Origin of the sequence: Arthrobacter sp. V1I7 (assembly GCF_030817015.1) — a bacterium.
Taxonomy (GTDB): Bacteria; Actinomycetota; Actinomycetes; order Actinomycetales; family Micrococcaceae; genus Arthrobacter.
Genome location: NZ_JAUSYS010000001.1, coordinates 3,278,391 through 3,298,324 on the forward strand (window position 1 = coordinate 3,278,391; position 19,934 = coordinate 3,298,324).

At 66.4% G+C, this 19,934-nt stretch carries 16 protein-coding genes and 1 tRNA gene; 5 read left to right on the forward strand and 12 right to left on the reverse strand.

All coding sequences use genetic code 11. The features are described 5' to 3' along the window. Nucleotides 1–2: 2 nt before the first annotated feature. Nucleotides 3–1,013, reverse strand: coding sequence for an aldose 1-epimerase family protein (locus tag QFZ69_RS15045; protein WP_306919364.1), 1,011 nt, complete (start codon nucleotides 1,011–1,013; stop codon nucleotides 3–5). A gap of 143 nt (nucleotides 1,014–1,156) precedes the next feature. On the opposite strand from QFZ69_RS15045, the gene QFZ69_RS15050 reads away from it, so the two are divergent. Beyond that, nucleotides 1,157–2,392, forward strand: a complete 1,236-nt coding sequence (locus QFZ69_RS15050) for an acetyl-CoA C-acetyltransferase (RefSeq protein ID WP_306919366.1) — start codon at nucleotides 1,157–1,159, stop codon at nucleotides 2,390–2,392. A gap of 74 nt (nucleotides 2,393–2,466) precedes the next feature. Here the strand turns inward: QFZ69_RS15050 and QFZ69_RS15055 are convergent, their stop codons facing one another. After that, entirely contained in the window at nucleotides 2,467–3,372 is a 906-nt protein-coding gene (locus QFZ69_RS15055; RefSeq protein ID WP_306919368.1) for a Bax inhibitor-1/YccA family protein, read from the reverse strand. A gap of 528 nt (nucleotides 3,373–3,900) precedes the next feature. Between QFZ69_RS15055 and QFZ69_RS15060 the strand changes: the two genes are divergently transcribed. The 4 genes from QFZ69_RS15060 to QFZ69_RS15075 are packed head-to-tail and all read left to right on the forward strand — an operon-like array spanning nucleotide 3,901 to nucleotide 8,020. Continuing rightward, entirely contained in the window at nucleotides 3,901–5,184 is a 1,284-nt protein-coding gene (locus QFZ69_RS15060; RefSeq protein ID WP_306919370.1) for a branched-chain amino acid ABC transporter permease, read from the forward strand. Between the two features lie 9 nt (nucleotides 5,185–5,193). After that, entirely contained in the window at nucleotides 5,194–6,162 is a 969-nt protein-coding gene (locus QFZ69_RS15065; protein WP_306919372.1) for a branched-chain amino acid ABC transporter permease, read from the forward strand. Then, the gene (locus QFZ69_RS15070) at nucleotides 6,159–7,253 is read left to right on the forward strand and encodes an ABC transporter ATP-binding protein (protein WP_306919374.1); all 1,095 of its coding nucleotides are present in this window, start codon (nucleotides 6,159–6,161) and stop codon (nucleotides 7,251–7,253) included. The genes QFZ69_RS15065 and QFZ69_RS15070 overlap by 4 nt, the downstream gene beginning before the upstream one ends. Next, nucleotides 7,250–8,020: an ABC transporter ATP-binding protein gene (locus QFZ69_RS15075; protein ID WP_306919376.1), complete on the forward strand. Its 771-nt coding sequence runs from the start codon at nucleotides 7,250–7,252 to the stop codon at nucleotides 8,018–8,020. The genes QFZ69_RS15070 and QFZ69_RS15075 overlap by 4 nt, the downstream gene beginning before the upstream one ends. A gap of 229 nt (nucleotides 8,021–8,249) precedes the next feature. Here QFZ69_RS15075 and QFZ69_RS15080 read toward each other — a convergent pair whose 3' ends face one another. The 10 genes from QFZ69_RS15080 to eno all read right to left on the reverse strand — a co-directional run bounded on the left by QFZ69_RS15080 (nucleotide 8,250) and on the right by eno (nucleotide 19,922). Further along, the gene (locus QFZ69_RS15080) at nucleotides 8,250–9,599 is read right to left on the reverse strand and encodes an ABC transporter substrate-binding protein (RefSeq protein ID WP_306919378.1); all 1,350 of its coding nucleotides are present in this window, start codon (nucleotides 9,597–9,599) and stop codon (nucleotides 8,250–8,252) included. A 326-nt stretch (nucleotides 9,600–9,925) separates the two neighbouring features. Next, a complete protein-coding gene (locus QFZ69_RS15085) occupies nucleotides 9,926–10,753 on the reverse strand; it encodes a hypothetical protein (protein WP_307000214.1) in 828 nt (275 codons plus the stop codon). An 897-nt stretch (nucleotides 10,754–11,650) separates the two neighbouring features. After that, a tRNA-Leu gene (locus tag QFZ69_RS15090) sits at nucleotides 11,651–11,724 on the reverse strand. A gap of 47 nt (nucleotides 11,725–11,771) precedes the next feature. After that, nucleotides 11,772–12,713, reverse strand: coding sequence for an N-acetyltransferase (locus QFZ69_RS15095; RefSeq protein WP_306919382.1), 942 nt, complete (start codon nucleotides 12,711–12,713; stop codon nucleotides 11,772–11,774). A 100-nt stretch (nucleotides 12,714–12,813) separates the two neighbouring features. Next, the gene (locus QFZ69_RS15100; RefSeq protein ID WP_306919384.1) at nucleotides 12,814–14,265 is read right to left on the reverse strand and encodes an NAD(P)/FAD-dependent oxidoreductase; all 1,452 of its coding nucleotides are present in this window, start codon (nucleotides 14,263–14,265) and stop codon (nucleotides 12,814–12,816) included. Between the two features lie 38 nt (nucleotides 14,266–14,303). Beyond that, nucleotides 14,304–15,734: a S8 family serine peptidase gene (locus tag QFZ69_RS15105; RefSeq protein ID WP_306919386.1), complete on the reverse strand. Its 1,431-nt coding sequence runs from the start codon at nucleotides 15,732–15,734 to the stop codon at nucleotides 14,304–14,306. A 103-nt stretch (nucleotides 15,735–15,837) separates the two neighbouring features. Then, entirely contained in the window at nucleotides 15,838–16,845 is a 1,008-nt protein-coding gene (locus QFZ69_RS15110; RefSeq protein ID WP_306919388.1) for a Ppx/GppA phosphatase family protein, read from the reverse strand. Further along, entirely contained in the window at nucleotides 16,842–17,609 is a 768-nt protein-coding gene (locus QFZ69_RS15115) for a DUF501 domain-containing protein (RefSeq protein ID WP_306919711.1), read from the reverse strand. Before QFZ69_RS15115 ends, QFZ69_RS15110 begins: the two co-directional genes overlap by 4 nt. Nucleotides 17,610–17,703: 94 nt before the next feature. Continuing rightward, complete coding sequence (locus tag QFZ69_RS15120; protein WP_306919390.1) at nucleotides 17,704–18,453, reverse strand: septum formation initiator family protein; 750 nt, start codon at nucleotides 18,451–18,453, stop codon at nucleotides 17,704–17,706. A 188-nt stretch (nucleotides 18,454–18,641) separates the two neighbouring features. Further along, nucleotides 18,642–19,922 (reverse strand): phosphopyruvate hydratase, encoded by a 1,281-nt coding sequence (gene eno, locus QFZ69_RS15125; protein ID WP_306919392.1) that lies wholly within the window; start codon nucleotides 19,920–19,922, stop codon nucleotides 18,642–18,644. Nucleotides 19,923–19,934: the final 12 nt, after the last annotated feature.

Sequence of the window (19,934 nt, forward strand, 5' to 3'; positions counted from 1 at the left end):
CTTCATGATTCACCAGTCGCGCCCGGATGGGAAACCCCGCTTTCCAGCGCCGCGCTGATGCCCCAGCTCATCCCGAATTCCTCCCCCGGCGCCAGCCAGCGCAGGCCGTCTCCGCTGTTGAAGGCGTTGGCCGGCCCGGTCATGGGTTCAATCGCCACGGCCTTGGTCCGCTCCGGGAACTCGGTGCTGACGAAGACGTGGACGTAGCGGCAGTTTTCGTCCTGCCAGAGACTCACGCTGGGCCCGTCCGGAGCGCGCAGCGTGTGCCGGGCGAGGCCGCCGTCGAACTCCAGGTCGGTGTAGGCGGAGTCGATATCCAGCCCGGCGATCTGCCGGCCGCCGCGCAGGTCGAAGTCGCCGTTGACCGGTTCGCTGCTGCGCGGAATGAGCCGGGCATCGGTTACGAGCCTCCTGCCGGCGCCGATCGTCAGGGTGAGCTCCTCGCTGGGCACCTCGCCCAGCCGCAAGTAGGGGTGGGCGCCAAGGACGCAGGGAGCGGGTGTCGGGGAGTCGTTGACCAGGGTCTGCCGGACCACCAGCCCCAGATCCTCTGCCAGTTCGTAGCGGACCCGGTGGCGCAGCAGGAAGGGATAGCCGTGCTGCGGGAAAATCACTGCTTCCAGCGTGACTGAGAACTGCGACTCATCCACCAGCCCGTAGGAGGCGTTGCGCAGCAGTCCGTGGCTGGCGTTGTTGCGGGACACCTCGGTGATGTCGAGCTGCTGCTTCTTGCCGTTCAGGTGCCAGACGCCGTCCTCCACCCGGTTGGCCCAGGGGGCCAGGGTGATCCCGGTGGCCCCTGGCGGGATCTGCGCATCGCCGTAGCTTTCGGTCAGCTGGGTGCCGCCGCGGCTGTAGAGCCGGAGGCCGGCGGCCAGTTCCGTCACGACGGCGAGCGCGTCACCGCGCCGGAGCTCGTACTGCCGGCCCGAGGCATAGCGCCGCGTGGAGCTCCCGGTACCGTGGGTGCCCGCCGCGGAAGCGTTCGCGGCATGGGGGCTCGTCTCAACCATGGCACCACGGTACAGACCCTTGCGCCAGGGCGTATACCGCGCACGGACTACAATCCGGGTCCGCCACGTCGCGCCGGACATCTTCAGCATCCGCCCGCGGCCTGGGCCATGCGCGGTGCCTGACCGAAGCGTAGGCTGGGCGCATGTCAGAAGCAGTCATCGTTTCCACGGCCAGAAGCCCCATCGGACGCTCCTTCAAGGGTTCGCTGAAAGACGAGCGGCCCGACGACCTCGCCGCCGCAATGGTGACCGCCGCGCTGGCCGCCCTACCCGCCTTCGATGCCGCGGACCCGGACCGGGGCCTCGACGACCTCTATCTGGGCTGCGCCGAACCGAGCGGCGAGGCAGGCTCCAACATGGCCCGCGTGGTTTCCATCCTGGCCGGCCTGGACAACGTCCCCGCCGCCACAGTCAACCGCTTCTGCGCCTCCAGCCTGCAGACCCTCCGGATGGCGTTCCATGCCATCAAGGCCGGCGAAGGCCACGCGTTTATCTCTGCCGGGGTGGAGGCGGTGTCCCGGTACCGGGATTGGGCCGGCGCCGGCCAAACGGACGCCGGCACCCACAACCCGCTCTTCGACGCTGCCCGGCAGCGCACGGCGGCACGTGCGGCCTCCAATACACCGTGGACGGACCCCCGGCTGGGAGGCCGGATGCCGGACATATACATCGCCATGGGCCAGACCGCTGAGAACGTCGCCACCAGCTACGGCATCAGCCGGGCGGACCAGGACGCCTGGGCCGTGCTCAGCCAGAACCGCGCCGAAGCAGCCATCGCCGCCGGCTTCTACAGTCGGGAGATCACGCCCTACACCCGGAAAGACGGCACCGTCGTGGACCGGGACGATTCGCCCCGGGCGGGCGTGACCACTGAAGCCGTCAGTGCCCTGCAGCCCGTCTTCCGCAGCGGCGGCACCGTCACCGCCGGCAACGCCTGCCCGCTGAATGACGGCGCCGCCGCCGTCGTGGTCATGAGCGACGCGCGGGCCCGCGAACTCGGGCTGCAGCCACTGGCACGGATCGTCTCCACCGGCGTCAGCGCCCTGTCACCCGAGCTGATGGGGATGGGCCCGGTGGAGGCGAGCCGCCGTGCGCTGAAGCTCGCCGGGCTGGGCATCGGGGACATCGACCTCGTGGAACTTAACGAGGCGTTCGCCGTCCAGGTCGTGGCCAGTGCCAAGGAGCTCGGGATCGACCACGACAAGCTCAACGTCAACGGCGGGGCGATCGCGCTGGGGCACCCGTTCGGCATGACCGGCGCCCGGATGACCACCACCCTGCTGAACGGGCTCCGGGAACGGGACGGGCAGCTCGGGCTGGCCACACTGTGCGTCGGCGGCGGGCAGGGCATGGCCGTGGTCCTGGAACGGCTGGCCTGAGCCGCAAGAACGCAGACAGCACCGAGATAAAAGGAAGGCCCCGCCAATGGCGGGGCCTTCCTCGCTGGGGACTGCTAGCTCTCGTCGCCGCGCAGGATCGACAGCAGGCGGATGATCTCCACGTACAGCCACACGAGGGTCACGGTGAGGCCGAAGGCGGCGGTCCAGGAGAAGCGCTGCGGGGCACCGCTGCGGACGCCGGCTTCAATGCTGGTGAAGTCCATGATCAGGGAGAACGCGGCCAGGCCGATCGCCAGCAGGCCGATGAAGACGCCCAGCGGGATGCCGAAGATCTCCATGCTCGTGCGCAGGCCGAACGGGGAGTCCACCGCGCCGGTCCACATCATCACCATGTTGACCAGCGAGAAGACGGCGTAGCCGATGATGGCGATCATGAAGAAGCGCATGGCCTTCGGCGTGGCCCGGACCTTACCGCTCTTGAAGAGCACGAGGGTGACAGCGAAGACGGAGAGCGTGCCGATGACGGCCTGCAGGCCCACGCCGGGGTACAGCCCGTCGAGGATCCGCGTCAGGCCGCCGAGGAAGAGGCCTTCCAGTCCCGCGTAGGCCAGGATCAGCGCCGGTGACGGCTGCTTCTTGAAGGTGTTGACGAGCGCGAGGACGAAGCCGCCCAGCGCCCCGACGATCATCAGCATGGACGCCAGGCCCAGAGCGACGACCAGGGTCACGGCCGCGCCGGCGATCACCATGCCGAGGCAGGCCGCCGTCTTCATGATGACGTCGTCAAAGGTCATGCGTCCCGTGTCGGCAGGGCCGGCGGCGGGCCGGTTGTACATGTCCTGGAGCTGGTCCTGGGTCATACCCTGCTGGGCTGCATTCCAGCCGCCCTGCGCGTACTGGCCCTGGCCATACGGGTTCTGACCGAAGTTGCCCTGGCCGTACGCCTGCGGGGCAGGCGGTGCCTGGGTGGCTCCACGGAAGTTCTTTCCGTTGAAGATCGGGTTTCCGCCAAGTGCCATTGCGGGTGTCCTCCAATAAAAGGGGGTGAGTGATGAGCCATGCGGGGCTGCTGATGCTTGCTGTTGATGCCTGTTACAACCCACGCTACCAATTTCCACGGCCGACCGGGAGGGATAGTTCCCGAGGGGCCCTGGCGCAACCCAACTGTGATCTGCGGAGCCCCGTTTCCGGCCGGACGGAGGCGCCGGAGTCCGAATGTTTAGGAATACTCTGGATCAACAAAAGTTTTCTTTAGCGCACGTGAATTACTGCATGGGCACTGCTTCACGGTTGTTACCCGATCGCGACGTTCTCCCTGCTCGCGGCGGCATTTTTTGCCCCTAACGCGCTGTAGCATAGGCCAAGCAGGTGACGGACATCACAAGCTACTCCGCAGTTTCCTGCATCGCATCAAGCACCACCCGTCACCTGAACGTTCGCAGCGGTTGCAAAGGCGCAACCCAGACCACCCCCATGTGGAGGTTTTCAATTTGAGAAGCACACCGAGAGGCCTGTCGCATAGACGGCGCGGCAGACTGCTGAAAGCTGTGGGGGCCGTATTTGCCGCCGTGGCCGCACTACTGCTCATCGTCGCACCGGCATCACAGGCCACGACTCCCTCGCCGACACCATCCCCGACGGCTACCACGTTCCAAAACAGCATCAGCGGCTTCCTCCGCGGCGACGACCGCGCGCCGATAGCCGACGTGACCATCACTGCCAAGAGCGGTGACTTCACGGGAACCACGAAGTCGGGAGCCAACGGCTCATGGACCATCGGTGTCCCCACACAGGGGACGTACGAGATTGAGCTGGATGAATCCACCCTTCCGGAGGGCATCAAGCTGGCCGAGGGACAGGAAAACCCCCGCAGGGTCACTTTCAGCCAGACCTCCAACCTCTCCGTGATTTTCACCTTCGGTGAGGGCATTGTCATCCAGCAGCAGGACTTCGGCCAGAACCTGCTGAACCGTCTCGTGGCCGGCCTCAGCTTCGGTCTCCTGCTCGCCCTCGCGTCCGTGGGCCTGTCATTGATCTTCGGCACCACCGGCCTGACCAACTTTGCGCACGGCGAAATGGTGACGCTCGGCGCCGTCCTCGTCTTTGCCTTCAACGCGATGGGCCTGCCGTTCTGGCTCGCGATCATCCTGGCCCTGCTGGGCGGCGGACTGTTCGGCTATGCCCAGGATGCAGGTCTTTGGAAGCCGCTGCGGCGCCGCGGTACCGGCCTGGTTCCCATGATGATCGTGAGCATCGGCCTCGCGCTGGCCGTCCGCTACGTGATCCAGTTCTACTTCGGCGGCGCCACGCAGCAGCTGCCGTTCGCGCAGAGTTCTGAAATCCAGATCGGGCCCGTCTCCATTTCCCCTAACAACCTCTGGTCCCTCGTCATCAGCGCTGTCGTCATCGCCATCCTCGGTGTCATCCTGCTGAAGACCCGGCTCGGTAAGGCCACCCGGGCGGTCGCCGACAACCCGGCACTGGCCGCCGCCTCCGGCATCGACGTCGACTCCGTCATCAGGATCGTCTGGATTACCGGCGGCATGCTCGCCTCGCTGGGCGGCATCCTCTGGGCGTACTACCGTCCCGGCGTCACCTTCGACATGGGTTCGCAGATCCTGCTGCTCATCTTCGCCGGCGTCACCCTCGGTGGCCTCGGCACGGTCTGGGGTGCCCTGATCGGTTCCATCATTGTCGGCATCTTCGTGGAGCTGACCACCGTGTTCGGCCTCGCTGCCGACCTCAAATACGTGGGAGCACTGTTCATCATGATTGTTGTCCTCTTGTTCCGGCCTCAGGGCATCTTGGGCCGTCGCGAGCGCGTAGGTTAGGAGACAGCCATGGACTTCGGATTCATACTTTCCAGCGCTGCCGCTGAGCTGTTCAGCCCGACGACGGCGGCCTACGCCCTTGCCGCCCTCGGCCTTGCGGTCCACTTCGGCTACTCGGGCCTGCTGAACTTCGGCCAGGCCGGCTTCATGGCGGTGGGAGCCTACGGCTTCGCCATCTCCACCCTCTCCTTCGGCGTGCCCTTCTTCGTCGGCCTCCTGATCGCCATAATCTGCGCGACCATCTTCGCCTTGCTGTTGGGCATCCCCACTCTGCGCCTGCGCGCGGACTACCTGGCCATCGTCACGATCGCGGCTGCCGAAATAGTCCGCTATATCGTGACCACGAACCAGCTGACCGCGGTAACCGGCTCCGCCAACGGTCTTGCCGCCTTCGAAGGCGGGTTCTATGCCATGAACCCGTTCCCCGAGGGCTCCTATCTCGGCATGAACAACCGGGACTTCTTCATCCGGGTCGTCGGCTGGGGACTCGTTATCGTCAGCTGCACCCTGGTGTGGCTGCTGATGCGCAGCCCCTGGGGCCGCGTCCTCAAGGGCATCCGCGAAGACGAAAACGCCGTCCGCTCCCTCGGCAAGAACGTCTACGCTTACAAGATGCAGGCCCTTGTCATCGGCGGCGTGCTCGGCGCCCTGGCGGGCATGATCTTCACCCTCCCCCGCGGCGCGGTCCAGCCGGCGAACTACGGCACCGAACTGACGTTCTTCCTGTACACCTGCCTGCTGCTCGGCGGCCTCGGCACGGTGCTGGGACCGGTCATCGGCGCCATGATTTTCTGGGTCGTGCTGTCCCTGACGCAGGGCATCCTGTACGGCCTGATCGAATCAGGTGCCGTCACCTGGCTGAACACGGTCCAGGCCGGTCAGCTGCGTTACATCCTGGTGGGTGTCGCCCTGATGCTGCTGATGATCTTCAGGCCCCAGGGCGTCTTCGGCAACAAGAAGGAGCTGGCTTTCGCATGAGCACCCAAAGCGGAGAATCCGCAAACACCGGAAGCACCGGACAGTCAGAAGAAATCAACTACATGACGGACGCGCGTCCGATTGCCGCCGACGCGGCGGCACCGGGTTGCAAGAAGCGCGATCCGATCGTGGTGGCGGAAAACGTCACCCGCAGCTTCGGCGGCATCAACGCCGTCGACGTCGACTACCTTGAGATCCCGAGGCACAAGATCACGGCTCTGATCGGCCCGAACGGTGCCGGCAAGACGACCCTGTTCAACCTGCTCACGGGCTTCGATACGCCCAACTCGGGCAAGTGGCAGTTCGAAGGCCAGAGCATTGCCGGAGTCTCGCCGTACAAGGTGGCCCGGATGGGCATGGTCCGTACTTTCCAGTTGACCAAGGTCATGGGCAAGCTCACCGTGATGGAAAACATGCGCCTGGGTGGCTCCAACCAGCCCGGAGAGCGGCTGTCAAAGGCACTCTTCAAGGGCATCTGGGGCGGCCGGGAGAAGGAAATCACTGCCCAGGCAAATATCCTGCTGGAGAAATTCAAGCTGGATGCGAAGAAGGACGACTACGCGGCGTCGCTTTCCGGCGGCCAGCGCAAGCTGCTCGAAATGGCCCGGTCCCTGATGGTCCGGCCCAAACTGGTCATGCTTGACGAGCCGATGGCCGGGGTTAATCCGGCGCTGACGCAGTCGCTGCTGGACCACATCAAGAACCTCAAGGCCGAGGGAATGACCGTGCTCTTCGTTGAGCACGACATGAACATGGTCCGTCATATCGCCGACTGGGTCGTCGTGATGGCCGAGGGCAAGATCGTGGCCGAGGGCCCGCCCGCCGAGGTCATGAAGAACCCTGCAGTGATTGACGCCTACCTGGGCGCCCACCACGACGTGGACCTGGGTGACTCGGAAGGCATCAAGGAGCTCGCAGCCGAACTCGTCGCTGATGAGGAATCGATTGTCGGCACCGAAAACGCCGGCATCATCTCCCTCGACGTGGTTGCCCACGATGCGGAGGAGCCGACCAGGCCGGCCAGCAACGGTTCGGCCCACGGCAGGCGTAGCGCCGATGAGCCGAACCGGACAGACAAGGAAACAGAATGAGCGCCACCAGCGCGGCACCCGCCGCACAGCCCGTGCACGATGAGGATTCTGTCGTCAAGGTCACCAACCTGGTGGCCGGCTACCTCCCCGGCGTCAACATCCTCAACGGCTGCAGCATCGAAGCCCGCAAGGGCGAGCTGATCGGCATCATCGGGCCGAACGGAGCCGGCAAGTCGACGCTGCTCAAGGCGATGTTCGGCCTCGTCAAAGTCCACTCCGGGTCGGTTGTGGTCCGCGGCCAGGACATCACCGGGCTCAAGGCAAACAAGCTCGTCAGCAAGGGCGTCGGCTTCGTGCCGCAGAACAACAACGTCTTCGCCTCCCTGACCATCGAGGAAAACCTGCAGATGGGCATGTTCCAGCGGCCCAAGGACTTCGCCGAACGGTTCGACTTTGTCTCGGGCCTGTTCCCTGAGCTCGCTAAACGGCGCGCCCAGCGGGCCGGCTCGCTCTCCGGCGGTGAGCGCCAGATGGTCGCCATGGGGCGTGCCCTGATGATGGACCCGGCCGTGCTGCTGCTCGATGAGCCCTCCGCAGGCCTCTCCCCCGTCAAACAGGATGAGACCTTCCTCCGGGTCCACGAGATCAACCGGGCCGGCGTCTCCGTGATCATGGTGGAACAGAATGCGCGCCGCTGCCTGCAGATCTGCGACCGCGGCTACGTCCTTGACCAGGGCAAGGACGCCTACACCGGCACCGGTCGGGAACTCATGAAGGACCCCAAGGTCATCCAGCTGTACCTGGGCACGCTGGCCGACGAGGTCTAGTCCGCACTGCCTTCGCAGACGGGTCGTCACCAGCCGGTGGCGGCCCTTCTGCATGCCCGGGGCCGTTCCCGGGCTCCGCTCCAAGGGCCTCCGCAGCCACTTGCTCGGCGCCCTGGGCTGTTGCCTCAGCTGCCATAACCACCACGGCGTCACGCAGCCCGGAGTTTCGGGACGCAAGAGACCCCCGTCCGGACTGGACGGGGGTCTCGTGGTGTCGGGAGGAAGCGGCTTACAGCTGGCCGAATTCTTCCTTGGCCGGCGTGTAGGTGTTGTCATCCTGGTACTCATAGATCCCGATGTAGGCTTCGGTCGGGTCACCGGCGTCGGAGAACGTTATGGGGCCGGACTGGCCGTCATAGTCGACATCCTGGCCGTTGCGGAGGAGAGTGACGCAGGACGGGAAGGTGTTGCACTTCTCGCCACCCTCGGAAACGCCCTTGAGCTGTGCCGCGATGTCGGTGCCCTTGGTGCTCTTGGCGGCCTCGGCGGCCAGGGCGATCAGGTTCACGGCATCGTAGGATTCGCCTGCGTAGCTGTAGTCCTTCAGGGCGGGGTCGATCGTCAGGAGCTTCTTCTTGAAGTCATCCTTGGCGAAGGTGCCCGGGATGGTGCCCTGGGCGCCCTTCAGCGTGCCGGGCTGGAAGTCCTTGCTGTAGTCGGACGTGTTGCCGTCCACGAGGAACATCTGGGTGGGCTTGACGCCCTTGCCCGTCATCAGCGGAACAATGCTCTTGGCCTGGTCAAAGGTGATCAGTGCGATTGCGTCCGGCTTGGCAGCGATGATCTTGTCCACCTGGCTGCTGAACTGGGAATCGCCTTCGTTGAAGAGTTCCTCGGCGACAACCTGGCCGCCTGCTGCCTCGAACGCTGCCTTCACGTTCTTCGCCAGACCGGTGCCGTAAGCGTCGTTCAAGACGATCATGCCAACGGTCTGGGCTCCACAGGTAGCCATGTAGTTGCCGAGGACCTTGCCCTGGAGCACGTCCGAGGGGGCGGTGCGCCAGTAGAGGCCCTTGTCGTCCCAGGCGGTGAAGTCCGGCGAGGTGTTGGCCGGGGAGAACTGGATAACGCCGGCACCGGTGATCTGGTTGATGACCGTCTTGGACACACCGGAGGAAGCCGCACCAACGATTGCGCTGACGCCTGAGCCAAGCAACGCGTTGGTGGACTGCGTGGCAATGTCCGTCTTGGTGTCGCCGGAGTCTCGGTGAATGACCTCGACCGGTTTGCCCAGCACGCCGCCGGCATCGTTGATTTCCTTGATGCCGAGGTTGACACCCGCGATTTCGGGCGGGCCGAGGAAGGCCAGCGACCCGGTGGTCGGCAGGAGCGAGCCGATCTTGAGCGGCGTCGGGGTGGTCGTTGTGGAAGCAGGCACGGAACCGCCGGCAGCGGCGGCAGTGGTGGCGCTGCCGGTTGCACTGGGGGCCGGGCAAGCGATGCCTGCGGCCGCGGCGGTGGGGGATCCAGTCGACGTCGGGGTGGACGGGCCACCACAAGCCGTAGCCAGAAGAGCGACGCCGATGCTAAGCGATGTGAGCTTAGCGATGCGGGGCGCCACCTGGGGGAGTGAAGTCATGTAAAAAATCTCCTCGATCTAAAGGTGCGAACGGCCTTTGATGCGAAAGATCAGGTGTTCCTGATTTAACTTCAAGCTAGTGCAATTTTGGCCCGAACATAAGTGACTACGGTCACATCCTTATAACACTCGTTGCATAGAGGAAATCAGGTCAGTGCGGGGCCCCGGGGCTGGAGACGTCGTTTCGACGCGTCAGGGGTCACTGTCGCGGGTTTTCTCCGCACGGACGGGCTCGTCCCCCGCCGTCGGACCCTGCGACCGCGGCGTGGCGGCGCCGTGCCGCCACGCCGTCAGGATCGCCGTGGAACCGGGGAACTACCCGGTCTTCATCCAGCCGCCGCAACTTTCGGACTCAAACCGTCGCCCGGGCGTCGGTGGAGGCCACAGGTTGTTTTGGCGGCTCCGAGCAGGGAATTCCTTCCGTCATGTTCGCTGGTCTCGAAGCCCCTCACTTGCCGCCGGAGCTCTGAGTCGCAACTTCGGCCTTGGGAGTCGTGGGCGTAGTCGGGGTTTACCTGGTATGCGTGCTGGTCGAGCGTCAGTGCCTGCTGGTTGATTTCCTGCAGCTGGGCGTCTGAGAGCTTTTCCGCCTTGACGAGGTCCAAGGTCTCCTGATTCTCGCCGCCCTCGGCTGTCACTTTCACCAGACCCGTGCCTGCTGAATAGTACTTCCGCTGGTGACCCACTTGCGGTTCCAGCGGGTTGTGTTCATCAATGACCAGCACATCGTCGTAGCATCCGGTGGGAACACATACTGGCTCGTGCTCCTTGAAGACCGCCCCGCAGTCCAGGAAGCCCACCGCCGGCGCGTGAGCCTGCACGTAGCTCACCGTGCCGGTCCGGGGCTCGGTCTGCATCGCGATGCCTGCCTGGGCTCCGGAGATGCCGCTGAGAAAGGTGTTCGGCGCGCCGATGAATGTGCCGCCTTCGAACTCTTCCGGGTACTCCCCGAAGAGCCAGACGTCGCCACTTTCCGTCTGGGCAAAAAAGGCCAGTTCGGATTCCACCAGCTCCCCATCGGCGTAGTCCCGGTCCCACAACACCTGGGTCTTTACGCCGTCTATCACTTTGGTCAGTCCGGTCACGGAGTGGACCACCGTGCGCTCGGTATCGCCTTCCGCACTCGTGACCGTGCCCGTTGTTGTGTACTGCATGCCGGGCGTCAGCGGAAACCACTTATTGTCTATCCTCGGCGACGCCGGGAAGGCGGTGCGGTCGAAGTGCAGGGCGGACTCTGGTCCGCAGAGCCCTACAGCCACCGACGTCACCGTCGGCGACACCGGAGGTGACGAAGACGCCGACACCGCCGGCGACGCCTGAGGCGATGCTGAATCCGATGCGGCTGGGGAATTGACCGGAGCCGGGGCAGCACTTTGTGCAGTACACGACGCCACTGTGGACATCGTCACAAACAGCATGAGAACGGAACCCAACTCTTTTAGTCGTTCGTGGGGCTGGAACATTTCGGTGACCTTTCGCTGTTGGAATGTTGTGGCTTCCAGCAGCTGTCTTCGGCCCCCTTGCCTTCAGGGCAGCGCTGGCGAAACCGCGCTACGCCGAGCGGGAGGAAGTTGCCCGAACGGGACGCGGATCGGGGTGTCTCGGGCGAGTCGCCGAGGAGGAGAGGGACGTGCGTTCAGCCTCCTCTCCTCAACCTGAGACCACTGCCAATTCCGGATAGGTGTAGCAGAATGATGGCCCTATTTCGGCCATTTGAGTAGAGGACGGCAGCACTCATTTGACCAGAGCGTGAATCTATCGGCCGACAAAGTCAGTATCGGACCGCCGCCGCCTCATTAGCCATAAGTACCGCCGGTGGGACTCGAACCCACAACACGCGGATTTTTAAGTCCGGCGGCTGGCCTTGCATGGGGTGCGGGGTGGTGCAATTTCCGTGTTATTACTGGGTTCGCTGGTGCGGCTAGGTGCCGGGTCATTTTAGAAATTGGTCACCAAAATGGTCACCAAGCCTTCGAATGGCCGACGTTCCCGGACATGACAAAAGACCCCCGATTTCCCTAGTTCTAGGGAAATCGGAGGTCCTTGCGTTGTACCCCAGGTGGGACTCGAACCCACAACACGCGGATTTTAAGTCCGCTGCCTCTGCCAATTGGGCTACTGGGGCGCCCGGTCCATGGTATCCCGTCGGGCCGTCCTCCGCCCCTGCCAAGGTCAGCCGAACGGGCCGGCGTAGCGGAAGGTCCCGCTGACGCCACCCGGCCAAAGGGCCAGCGGAAGCAGCTGGAAGTGCACGCCCCAGGCGGGGTCCGGGGCCTCGACGCCGAGGGAGGTGGACGGCACGAAGCCGAACCTCGAGTAATACTCCGGGCTGCCGAGCAGGGCGATACCGCACTCCCCCGCCACATTTGCGCGGGCTATGGTTTCCGTCATCAGCGCGGAACCGATGCCATGGCGCTGCAGCCGCGGCACCACGCCGATGGGACCAAGGCCCAGCAGTTTCAGCTCCCCCGCCCAGCCGCGGGTACTGATCACATGGCCCACAATCTCGCCGTCGAGCTCCGCAACGACGCTGAACTCCGGCAAGTATTCCTCGCACTCGAATAGCCTGGCGAGCAGTTCGACCTCCTCCGGTTCCCCGTCGAACCGGAGCCCGGTGACGGGCGAGACGGCGAAGGCCGCGGCAGCCAAGGCCAGGAGGGCAGGGCGGTCGGCGGGCTGTTCGCTGCGCAGCACGAGCTCGGGCGCGGGCTTCCGCTCCCCGCTGTCGGCGACCAGCTCGTGCAGTACCTCGAGGGCACGGTCGGCGTCGGCCACGGGGACCAGAATATGGTCGTGGTGGAATCCTGCCAGGACATTGCAGCTGATCTTCGCCTCGGTCAACGCGGCCCTGACGGCTGCCGTCAGGCCGACCGCCTCGAGCGCGGAGTGCACCTGCAGCGTGATCCAGGCCCCGACAAAGTCATAGGACAGCTCCAGCCGGTCCGCCTCGGCCCGTGGCAGCACCACGGTCAGGCCTTCCGCCTCCCGGACGGCTGCCGCGATCGCGCCTGCCAGGGGTTTACCATGCGGCCACAGGGCATAGACGAACTCGCCGTCGCGGCGTTCGGGGCGCATGGTGGCCAGGAGGGTGTGCAGATCCTTTTCAGCTGTCATGGGGCCAGTCTAGGTGCGGGGGCCGCCCCGCTTCCCGCCAACGGAAAACGGCGGCCGCTCCCCGGGAAGGGAACGGCCGCCGTCGAAAGGCTCGCGCTGGCTACTTGGAGTCGGCCGGCACCGATACCTTGGAGGCGTCTGCTGCCGGCGTGCCGGCGGCCGGGGCGGGAGCCGCCGGCTTCGGCGCCGGGCTTGCGGCGGCAACGAAGGCGCCCCGGGGGTTGTCCAGGTCGATCAGCTGCGTGGTGTCGCGGCCCATGAAGAAGGCCAGGACCCAGCCGAAGATGACGCGGAACTTGCGTTCGAAGGTCGGCATGGCCAGGCCGTGGTAGCCACGGTGTGCCAGCCAGGCCAGCGGGCCCTTGAGCCCGATGCGGCCCAGGATGTTGATGTTGGCAACGCCCTTCCACTCGCCGAACCCGGCAACGGCGCCCAGGTTCTTGTGCTTGTAGTCCTTGAGCGGCTTGTCCCAGCGGGAAGCCCACAAGTTCTTGGCGAGGCGCTTGGCCTGGCGCAGGGCGTGCTGGGCGTTGGGGACGCAGGTACCGTCCGGCAGGCCGCTGCCCGAGAGGTCCGGCACGGCCGCAACGTCGCCGGCGGCCCAGGCATTCTCGATGATTCCTTCGTCCCCGGCGATGCGCAGGTCCGGGAGGACGCGGACGCGTCCGCGTGGCTCGAGCGGGAAGTCGGTGGAGCGGACCATCGGGTTGGCCTGCACACCGGCAGTCCAGACCAGGGTGTCCGACTCGAATTCCTGTGCCGGGGTCTTGTCCGGAAGGTTGATGAGCTTCAGGGAGCCCTCGGCGTTGTCCAGTGAGGTGTTCAGCAGGACCTCGATACCGCGGCTGCGGAGGTGCTCTACGACCCATTCGGCCTGTTTGGCCGTGACCTCGGGCATGATGCGGCCCATGGCCTCAACCAGGACGAAGCGGACTTCCTCCTGCTTGACGCGGGGGTTGTTTTTGACCGCGGCGCGGGCGAGGTCTTCCATTTCGGTGATGCACTCGATGCCGGCAAAGCCGCCGCCGACGACGACGAAGGTCAGGGCGCGGGCGCGCTCAACCGGATCCGTCATGAGCGAGCCGGCTTCGATGCGATCGAGGACGCCGTTGCGCAGGGCCACGGCTTCCTCGATGGTCTTGAGACCGATGCCCTTGTCCGCGAGGCCCTTGATCGGGAAGGTGCGGGTTATCGCGCCGGCAGCCACGACGACGTCGAAGTAGGGAATCTCGAAGTTCTCGCCACCATCGGCGGGGGCAACCACGGCGGTGCGGTTGGCGTGGTCGATCGAGAGGACGCGGCCCTGGACGAGTTCCGTCTGCTTGAGGTGCTGGCGGTGCGAGACTACGGCGTGGCGTGCCTCGATGTTGCCGCCTGCCACCTCGGGGAGGAAGGGCTGGTAGGTCATGTAGGGCAGCGGATCAACGACGGTGACGATGCCACCGGCATTCGCGATCTTGTTCTGCAGTTTGAGGGCTACGTACAGGCCGACGTACCCGCCGCCGACGACGAGTACCCTGGGACGGTCCTGGAGCTGAGGGGTGGATGCCATTCCTCAAGAATACCGTAGTTTGTGAAAACCTTCACTAACTACGTTTTACCCCCGGAATCCCCCGGATCCAGCACCCGGGTCCCCGGTCCTCCGGACGCGTCCCGACCTCCGGACCCGTCCGGACCTCCTGTCGCGGCCGGACCTCCTGTCGCGGCCGGGCGTCCGGCCCGGCGGAGCTGGGAAACCGCAGCCACGATGATGGCCACGAACAGCGCCCCGAAGCCGAGGACGACCATGGCCGGGACGGCGCTGTCGAGCTGCGAGGGCCGCTCCGCCACCGGCACTGTGGCCTCCGGCAGCGTCGGCACCGCACTGGATGGAGCGGGCGCCTCTGTGGCCGGCGTCGTCACCAGGTTTCCGCGGCGGTGAACGCGGATCCAGTCCGAGATGGAGCCCAGCGGATTCGTTTTGGTTTCCGGCACGTCGGCTTTGAGAGCCGCCTCGGCGTTGAGCAGCCCGAAGCCGTAAATCGGGTCCTTCCCGGCCGCCCCGGTGTCCTTCGCGGTGCTGACGATCCTGTTGATGACCTGGCTGGCCGTCATGTCCGGCCACTCGGAACGGATCAGGGCCGCGACGCCGGCGACGATGGGGGTGGCGCCGGAGGTGCCCGCCCACTCGGCGTAGCCGCCGGACGGCAGGCCGCCGATCAGGTTCTCGGCAGGGGCCGCTACGCCGATGCTGATGCCCTGGGAAGAGGAATCGACGCTGGCCCTCCCCTTGCGGTCCAGCCCGGCCACGGTCAACACTCCGGGAATGGTGGCCGGGGCGCCGACCTGGATGTTTCCGCCCAGCCGGTTGCCGGCTGCGGCCACGATCACAACGTCCTTCTGCTCGGCGTAGAGGAAAGCCGCGTCCCAGCTCTGCGGCCACTCCGGGGAGGTACTGCCGAGCGAGATGTTGATGACCCGGGCGCCGTTGTCGACGGCCCAGCGGACAGCCTCGGGGATCTGGTCCTGGTCACTCTTGCCGCCGGGGTTGGCCGAACCGAGCCAGGTGGAGACCGACAGCAGTTGGGCCTCGGGCGCAACCCCGACAATCCCGTCCGGTCCGACCGTGGGACCCGGGCGTGCGCTGGGGCTGGCGCTGGCGGTGGACCCCGCGGGCTGGTGTCCGCGGCCCGCGAGCATGGTGGCCACCAGGGTGCCGTGTTCCGGCTTGGCGCCGATGCTCTCCCGCCCGTCCGGGCTGCCGGCGCCGGACACATCCGCTCCCCCGGACAGCACTCCGGCCAGATCCGGGTGGGTGCCGTCCACGCCGCTATCGATCACGGCGATCTTGACGTTTGCGCCCTTGGAGACCTCCCAGGCCTTGGTGATTCCCGACTCGGCGAGCCAGTACTGCTTGTCGCGCCAGGAATCCGCGTGCGCGGCGGGAGCCGCCGCCAGCGTTGCCGAAAGGGTTCCGCCCGCCAGGGCCAAGGCCATCAACGCGGAGGCGGTCCGGCGGGGCCGGGCTGTTGCTCTGGTCATTAGGGTCCTATCGGCGGTACAGCGGTGGCGCCGCAGTTCGGGTCGGGCTGCGGCAGGAGGAGCGGGGTGCATCCGGCGGAGCTGCCTCCGGCGGATGCCGGGTTTAGCTGATGCTGAGGGCAATGCCGTCAAGAATATCGTGTTCGCTGCTGACGGCCGTGGGGATGCGCCCCTCGGTGGCTTCCGCCAGGCGCTCCAGGACGCGGCGCCAGACGAGTCCGCCGGCGCCGATCACGTCCACCCGGCCGGGGTGCATGTACGGCAGGGCGGCCCGCTCCGCCCGCGTCATTTCCAGCAGGCCGGTACAGGCACGGCGGACGGCCGCCAGGCTGAGCTCGGTTCCGTGGATCGCCGCCGGGGAGTACTCCGGAAGGTCCAGCGCGTGGGCGGTGATGGTGGTGACGGAACCCGCCACCCCGACGACGACGGTGCTGCGGTCCAGCGGTACGGTCCGTGCGGCCTCGCTGATGGCGGCGTCGATGTCGGCTTCCGCCGCGGCAATCTGTTCCGCCGTCGGCGGGTCGTTGCGGAGGTGGCGTTCGGTCATCCGGACGCAGCCGATGTCGACGGACTTCGCCGCGATGACGCCGTCGGCGTTCCCCAGCACGAACTCGGTGCTGCCGCCGCCGAGATCCACGACGAGCACAGGGTCCGGGCCACGCGAAGGCAGGACGCTGCTGGCACCGGCGAAGGACAGGGCGGCTTCTTCGTCGCCGGAGATCACTTCGGGTTCGACGCCGAGGAGTTCGCGGATCCCGTCGATGAAGACCTCCCGGTTCCGCGCGTCGCGGGTGGCCGAGGTCGCGACGAAACGGACCTTTGTAGCACCGTGGCGGCGGATCAGTCCGGCGTATTCCCGGGTGGCGGCGAAGGTGCGGTCGAGGGCTTCCCGGGCGAATTCGCCGGTGGCGTCGACGCCCTGGCCGAGGCGGACGACGCGCATTTCGCGCACGACGTCGGTGAGCCGGGGGGGTCCGCCCCCGGCGCCGGCCGCGGCTGCGTCAACACCGGCGGCGTCGTCGTCCGCGATGTCAACGTCCGCATAGTCGACATCCGCGATGAGGAGGCGGATGGAGTTGGTTCCGCAGTCGACGGCGGCGACGCGCGTCACTGGCCGGTCTCCGGCGAGCCGGCGGTGCCTGAGCCTGCACTGATTCCGGGGTTTTCGGCGGTTATCGAGTTTTCGGTGGGGGCCGTGGGTGCCGGGCGGCGGACCGGGGCCGGCCGGCCCACGATCTCCGGAAGGCCCTGCGGTCCGTGCCGGCTGAGGTCCTGCGAGGGGACCTCGCCGCCGGTGTCCCACGCTCCGTCGCAGTAGCAGCGGTCTCTGGTCCACCATTCTGCGATCCCGGCGATCGCCTCGTCGCCGAGCGGATTCACCCCGGGCCCCGCGGCGAGGGAGTGTCCCACCAGGACGTGCAGGCATTTGACCCGGGTGGGCATCCCTCCGGCGGAAATACCGTTGATCTCGGGCACGGCTCCGATGCCGGACCGGACGCCGATTTCGGCCCGGGAGGCCAGGTAGGCCTCGTGGGCGGCGCGGTAGCCGTCGGCCAGGGCCGCATCCGCAGCCAGCCGCTCGTTCATCTCGTTCATCAGCCCGGCAGCCTCCAGCCGCGAAACGGCGGAGGTGATGACCGGGTGCGTCAGGTAGAAGGTGGTGGGGAACGGCGTGCCGTTGCTGAGCCGCGGCGACGTGGCCGCGACGAGCGGGTTGCCGCAGACGCAGCGGGCCGGGATCTCCACGACGTCCCGGACCGGACGGCCGAGCTGCCGGCTCAGGGTCTCAAGGTCGCGCCCTGAGGGCTGGCGGGACTCTGGCGGCGCTGCCGTGCTGGCGGCGTCGGCCGTCGCTGCTGCCGGATTCCCTGCCATGGGGGTCTCGTCCACTCGGTTCTCGTCCACTGGCGCGGCACCTTTCCTGCCCTGTACGGCCTGTCCGTCGGAGCGGCCGGCGGCGGGCGCCGCTTTAGTCAGTTGCCGAACGCCGGATGGAGTCCCAGAGGGTGTCCACCCATGGCAGCTTGGCAGGGTCTTGGAATGTTGCTGCTCCGGCCGCGCTACCGGACTCGCCGGCAGGAAGATCACTGCCAAAGACCCAGTAGCCCGTTTCTCCGGGCATAACCATGTTAATCCGGTCGCGGGCCTGCTGCTTAACGTAGTTGGGATCCTGCCAGCGGGAGACCTGGCGCCTGAGGTCGTTCCGTTCGGACTGCTTCGCGGAGATATCGGCCTGCAGGGCGGCGATTTCGGCGCGTTTCTCGAAGAAGATCTTGACGGTTGGCGCCAGCATGATGGTGATCGCAATCATGACCACAGACAATGCCAGCATGCGTCCGGAGAACGCTTTGGCCGGGATCGGGGCCTCGTCCGGTTCGGCGGGGGGCTTCCCGGCGCCGCTGGCCTTGGTCCCGTTTGTCTTGGTCCCGGTGGCCTTGGTCCCGGTGGCCTTTGTCCCGGTGGCCTTTGTGTCACTGCTTGTGGCGGTGCTGGTCCGGGCCGAGGAAAGCTGCCGGTCCGCTGCGGCTTTGCCGGGAGCGGCCCTGCCGGCGTCCTGCTGCGGGCTGTCGTGGCGGGAGCCGGACGCAGGGGCGGCTGCGTAGCCCGGCGCCGTCCGGCCGCCAAAGTCCGCCTGGATGACGTCGCCGCCGTCGCCCTTGTCCTGGGACTTCGGGGCCGCGGGCGTGGCCCGGGGAACCTTGGGGCGGCGGGTGGCCATGTCACTCCTGTAATGCCCGGTCCCTGCTGGGCTGGCTTGCTGCTTTGTACTGACATCCGTGGCCGGGACCGGCGGCGCCAATCCGGCGCCAACGCGGATGCCAACCCGGCATCAACGCGGGTGCCAAAAACAGAACCGGCGGCCATGGTCATTCAACCATAGCCACCGGTTACTCGTTTTCGTTGCTACTAGCCCTTGAAACGCGGGAAGGCGCTGCGGCCGGCGTAGCGTGCGGCGTCGTCCAGTTCTTCTTCGATGCGCAGCAGCTGGTTGTACTTGGCAACGCGCTCGGAGCGGGCCGGGGCACCGGTCTTGATCTGGCCCGCGTTGGTGGCAACGGAGATGTCAGCAATGGTGGTGTCCTCGGTTTCGCCGGAGCGGTGCGAGGTGATGGTCGTGTAACCCGCGCGCTGGGCGAGGGACACGGCGTCGAGAGTCTCGGTCAGTGAACCGATCTGGTTGACCTTGACCAGCAGCGAGTTGGCGGTGCGCGAGTCGATGCCGGTCTGCAGGCGCTCGGGGTTGGTCACGAAGAGGTCGTCACCGACGATCTGGACCTTGTCGCCGACGGCGTCGGTGAGGGCCTTCCAGCCGTCCCAGTCGTTCTCATCCAGCGGGTCTTCAATCGAGACCAGCGGGTAGTCGGCGACGAGTTCCGCGTAGTAGGCGCTCATCTCTGCAGAGCTGAGGGCCTTGCCCTCGAACTGGTAAGCACCGTCGGTGAAGAACTCCGAGGAGGCTACGTCGAGGGCCAGGGCGATGTCCTTGCCCGGGGTGTAGCCGGCGTTCTTGATGGCTTCCTGGATCAGGTCCAGGGCAGCACGGTTGGACGGCAGGTTCGGCGCGAAGCCACCCTCGTCGCCGAGGCCGGTGGAGAGGCCCTTTTCCTGCAGCACGGCCTTGAGGGCGTGGTAGACCTCGACGCCCCAGCGAAGGCCTTCGGAAAAGGTCTCGGCGCCGAGCGGGACAACCATGAATTCCTGGATGTCGACGTCGGAATCGGCGTGCGAGCCGCCGTTGAGGATGTTCATCAACGGAACCGGCAGGACGTGGGCGTTCGGGCCGCCCAGGTACTTGTAGAGAGGCAGGTCCGCGGACGCGGCCGCGGCGTTGGCGACGGCCAGGGAGACGCCCAGGATGGCGTTGGCGCCGAGCTTGCTCTTGTTGGCGGTGCCGTCCAGGTCAATCATGGACTGGTCGATGCTGCGCTGGTCGGTGGCGTCGAAGCCGATCAGGGCCGGGGCGATCTGGTCGATAACGGCGTCGACAGCCTTCTGGACGCCCTTGCCGAGGTAACGGCCCTTGTCACCGTCGCGGAGCTCAACGGCCTCGTGCTCGCCGGTGGAGGCTCCGGAGGGGACTGCTGCGCGGCCGATCTGGCCGTCGGACAGCAGAACTTCAACTTCTACGGTCGGGTTGCCACGGGAATCGAGGATCTCGCGGGCGTGGATGGCATCGATAAGCGCCATGAATATGCTCCT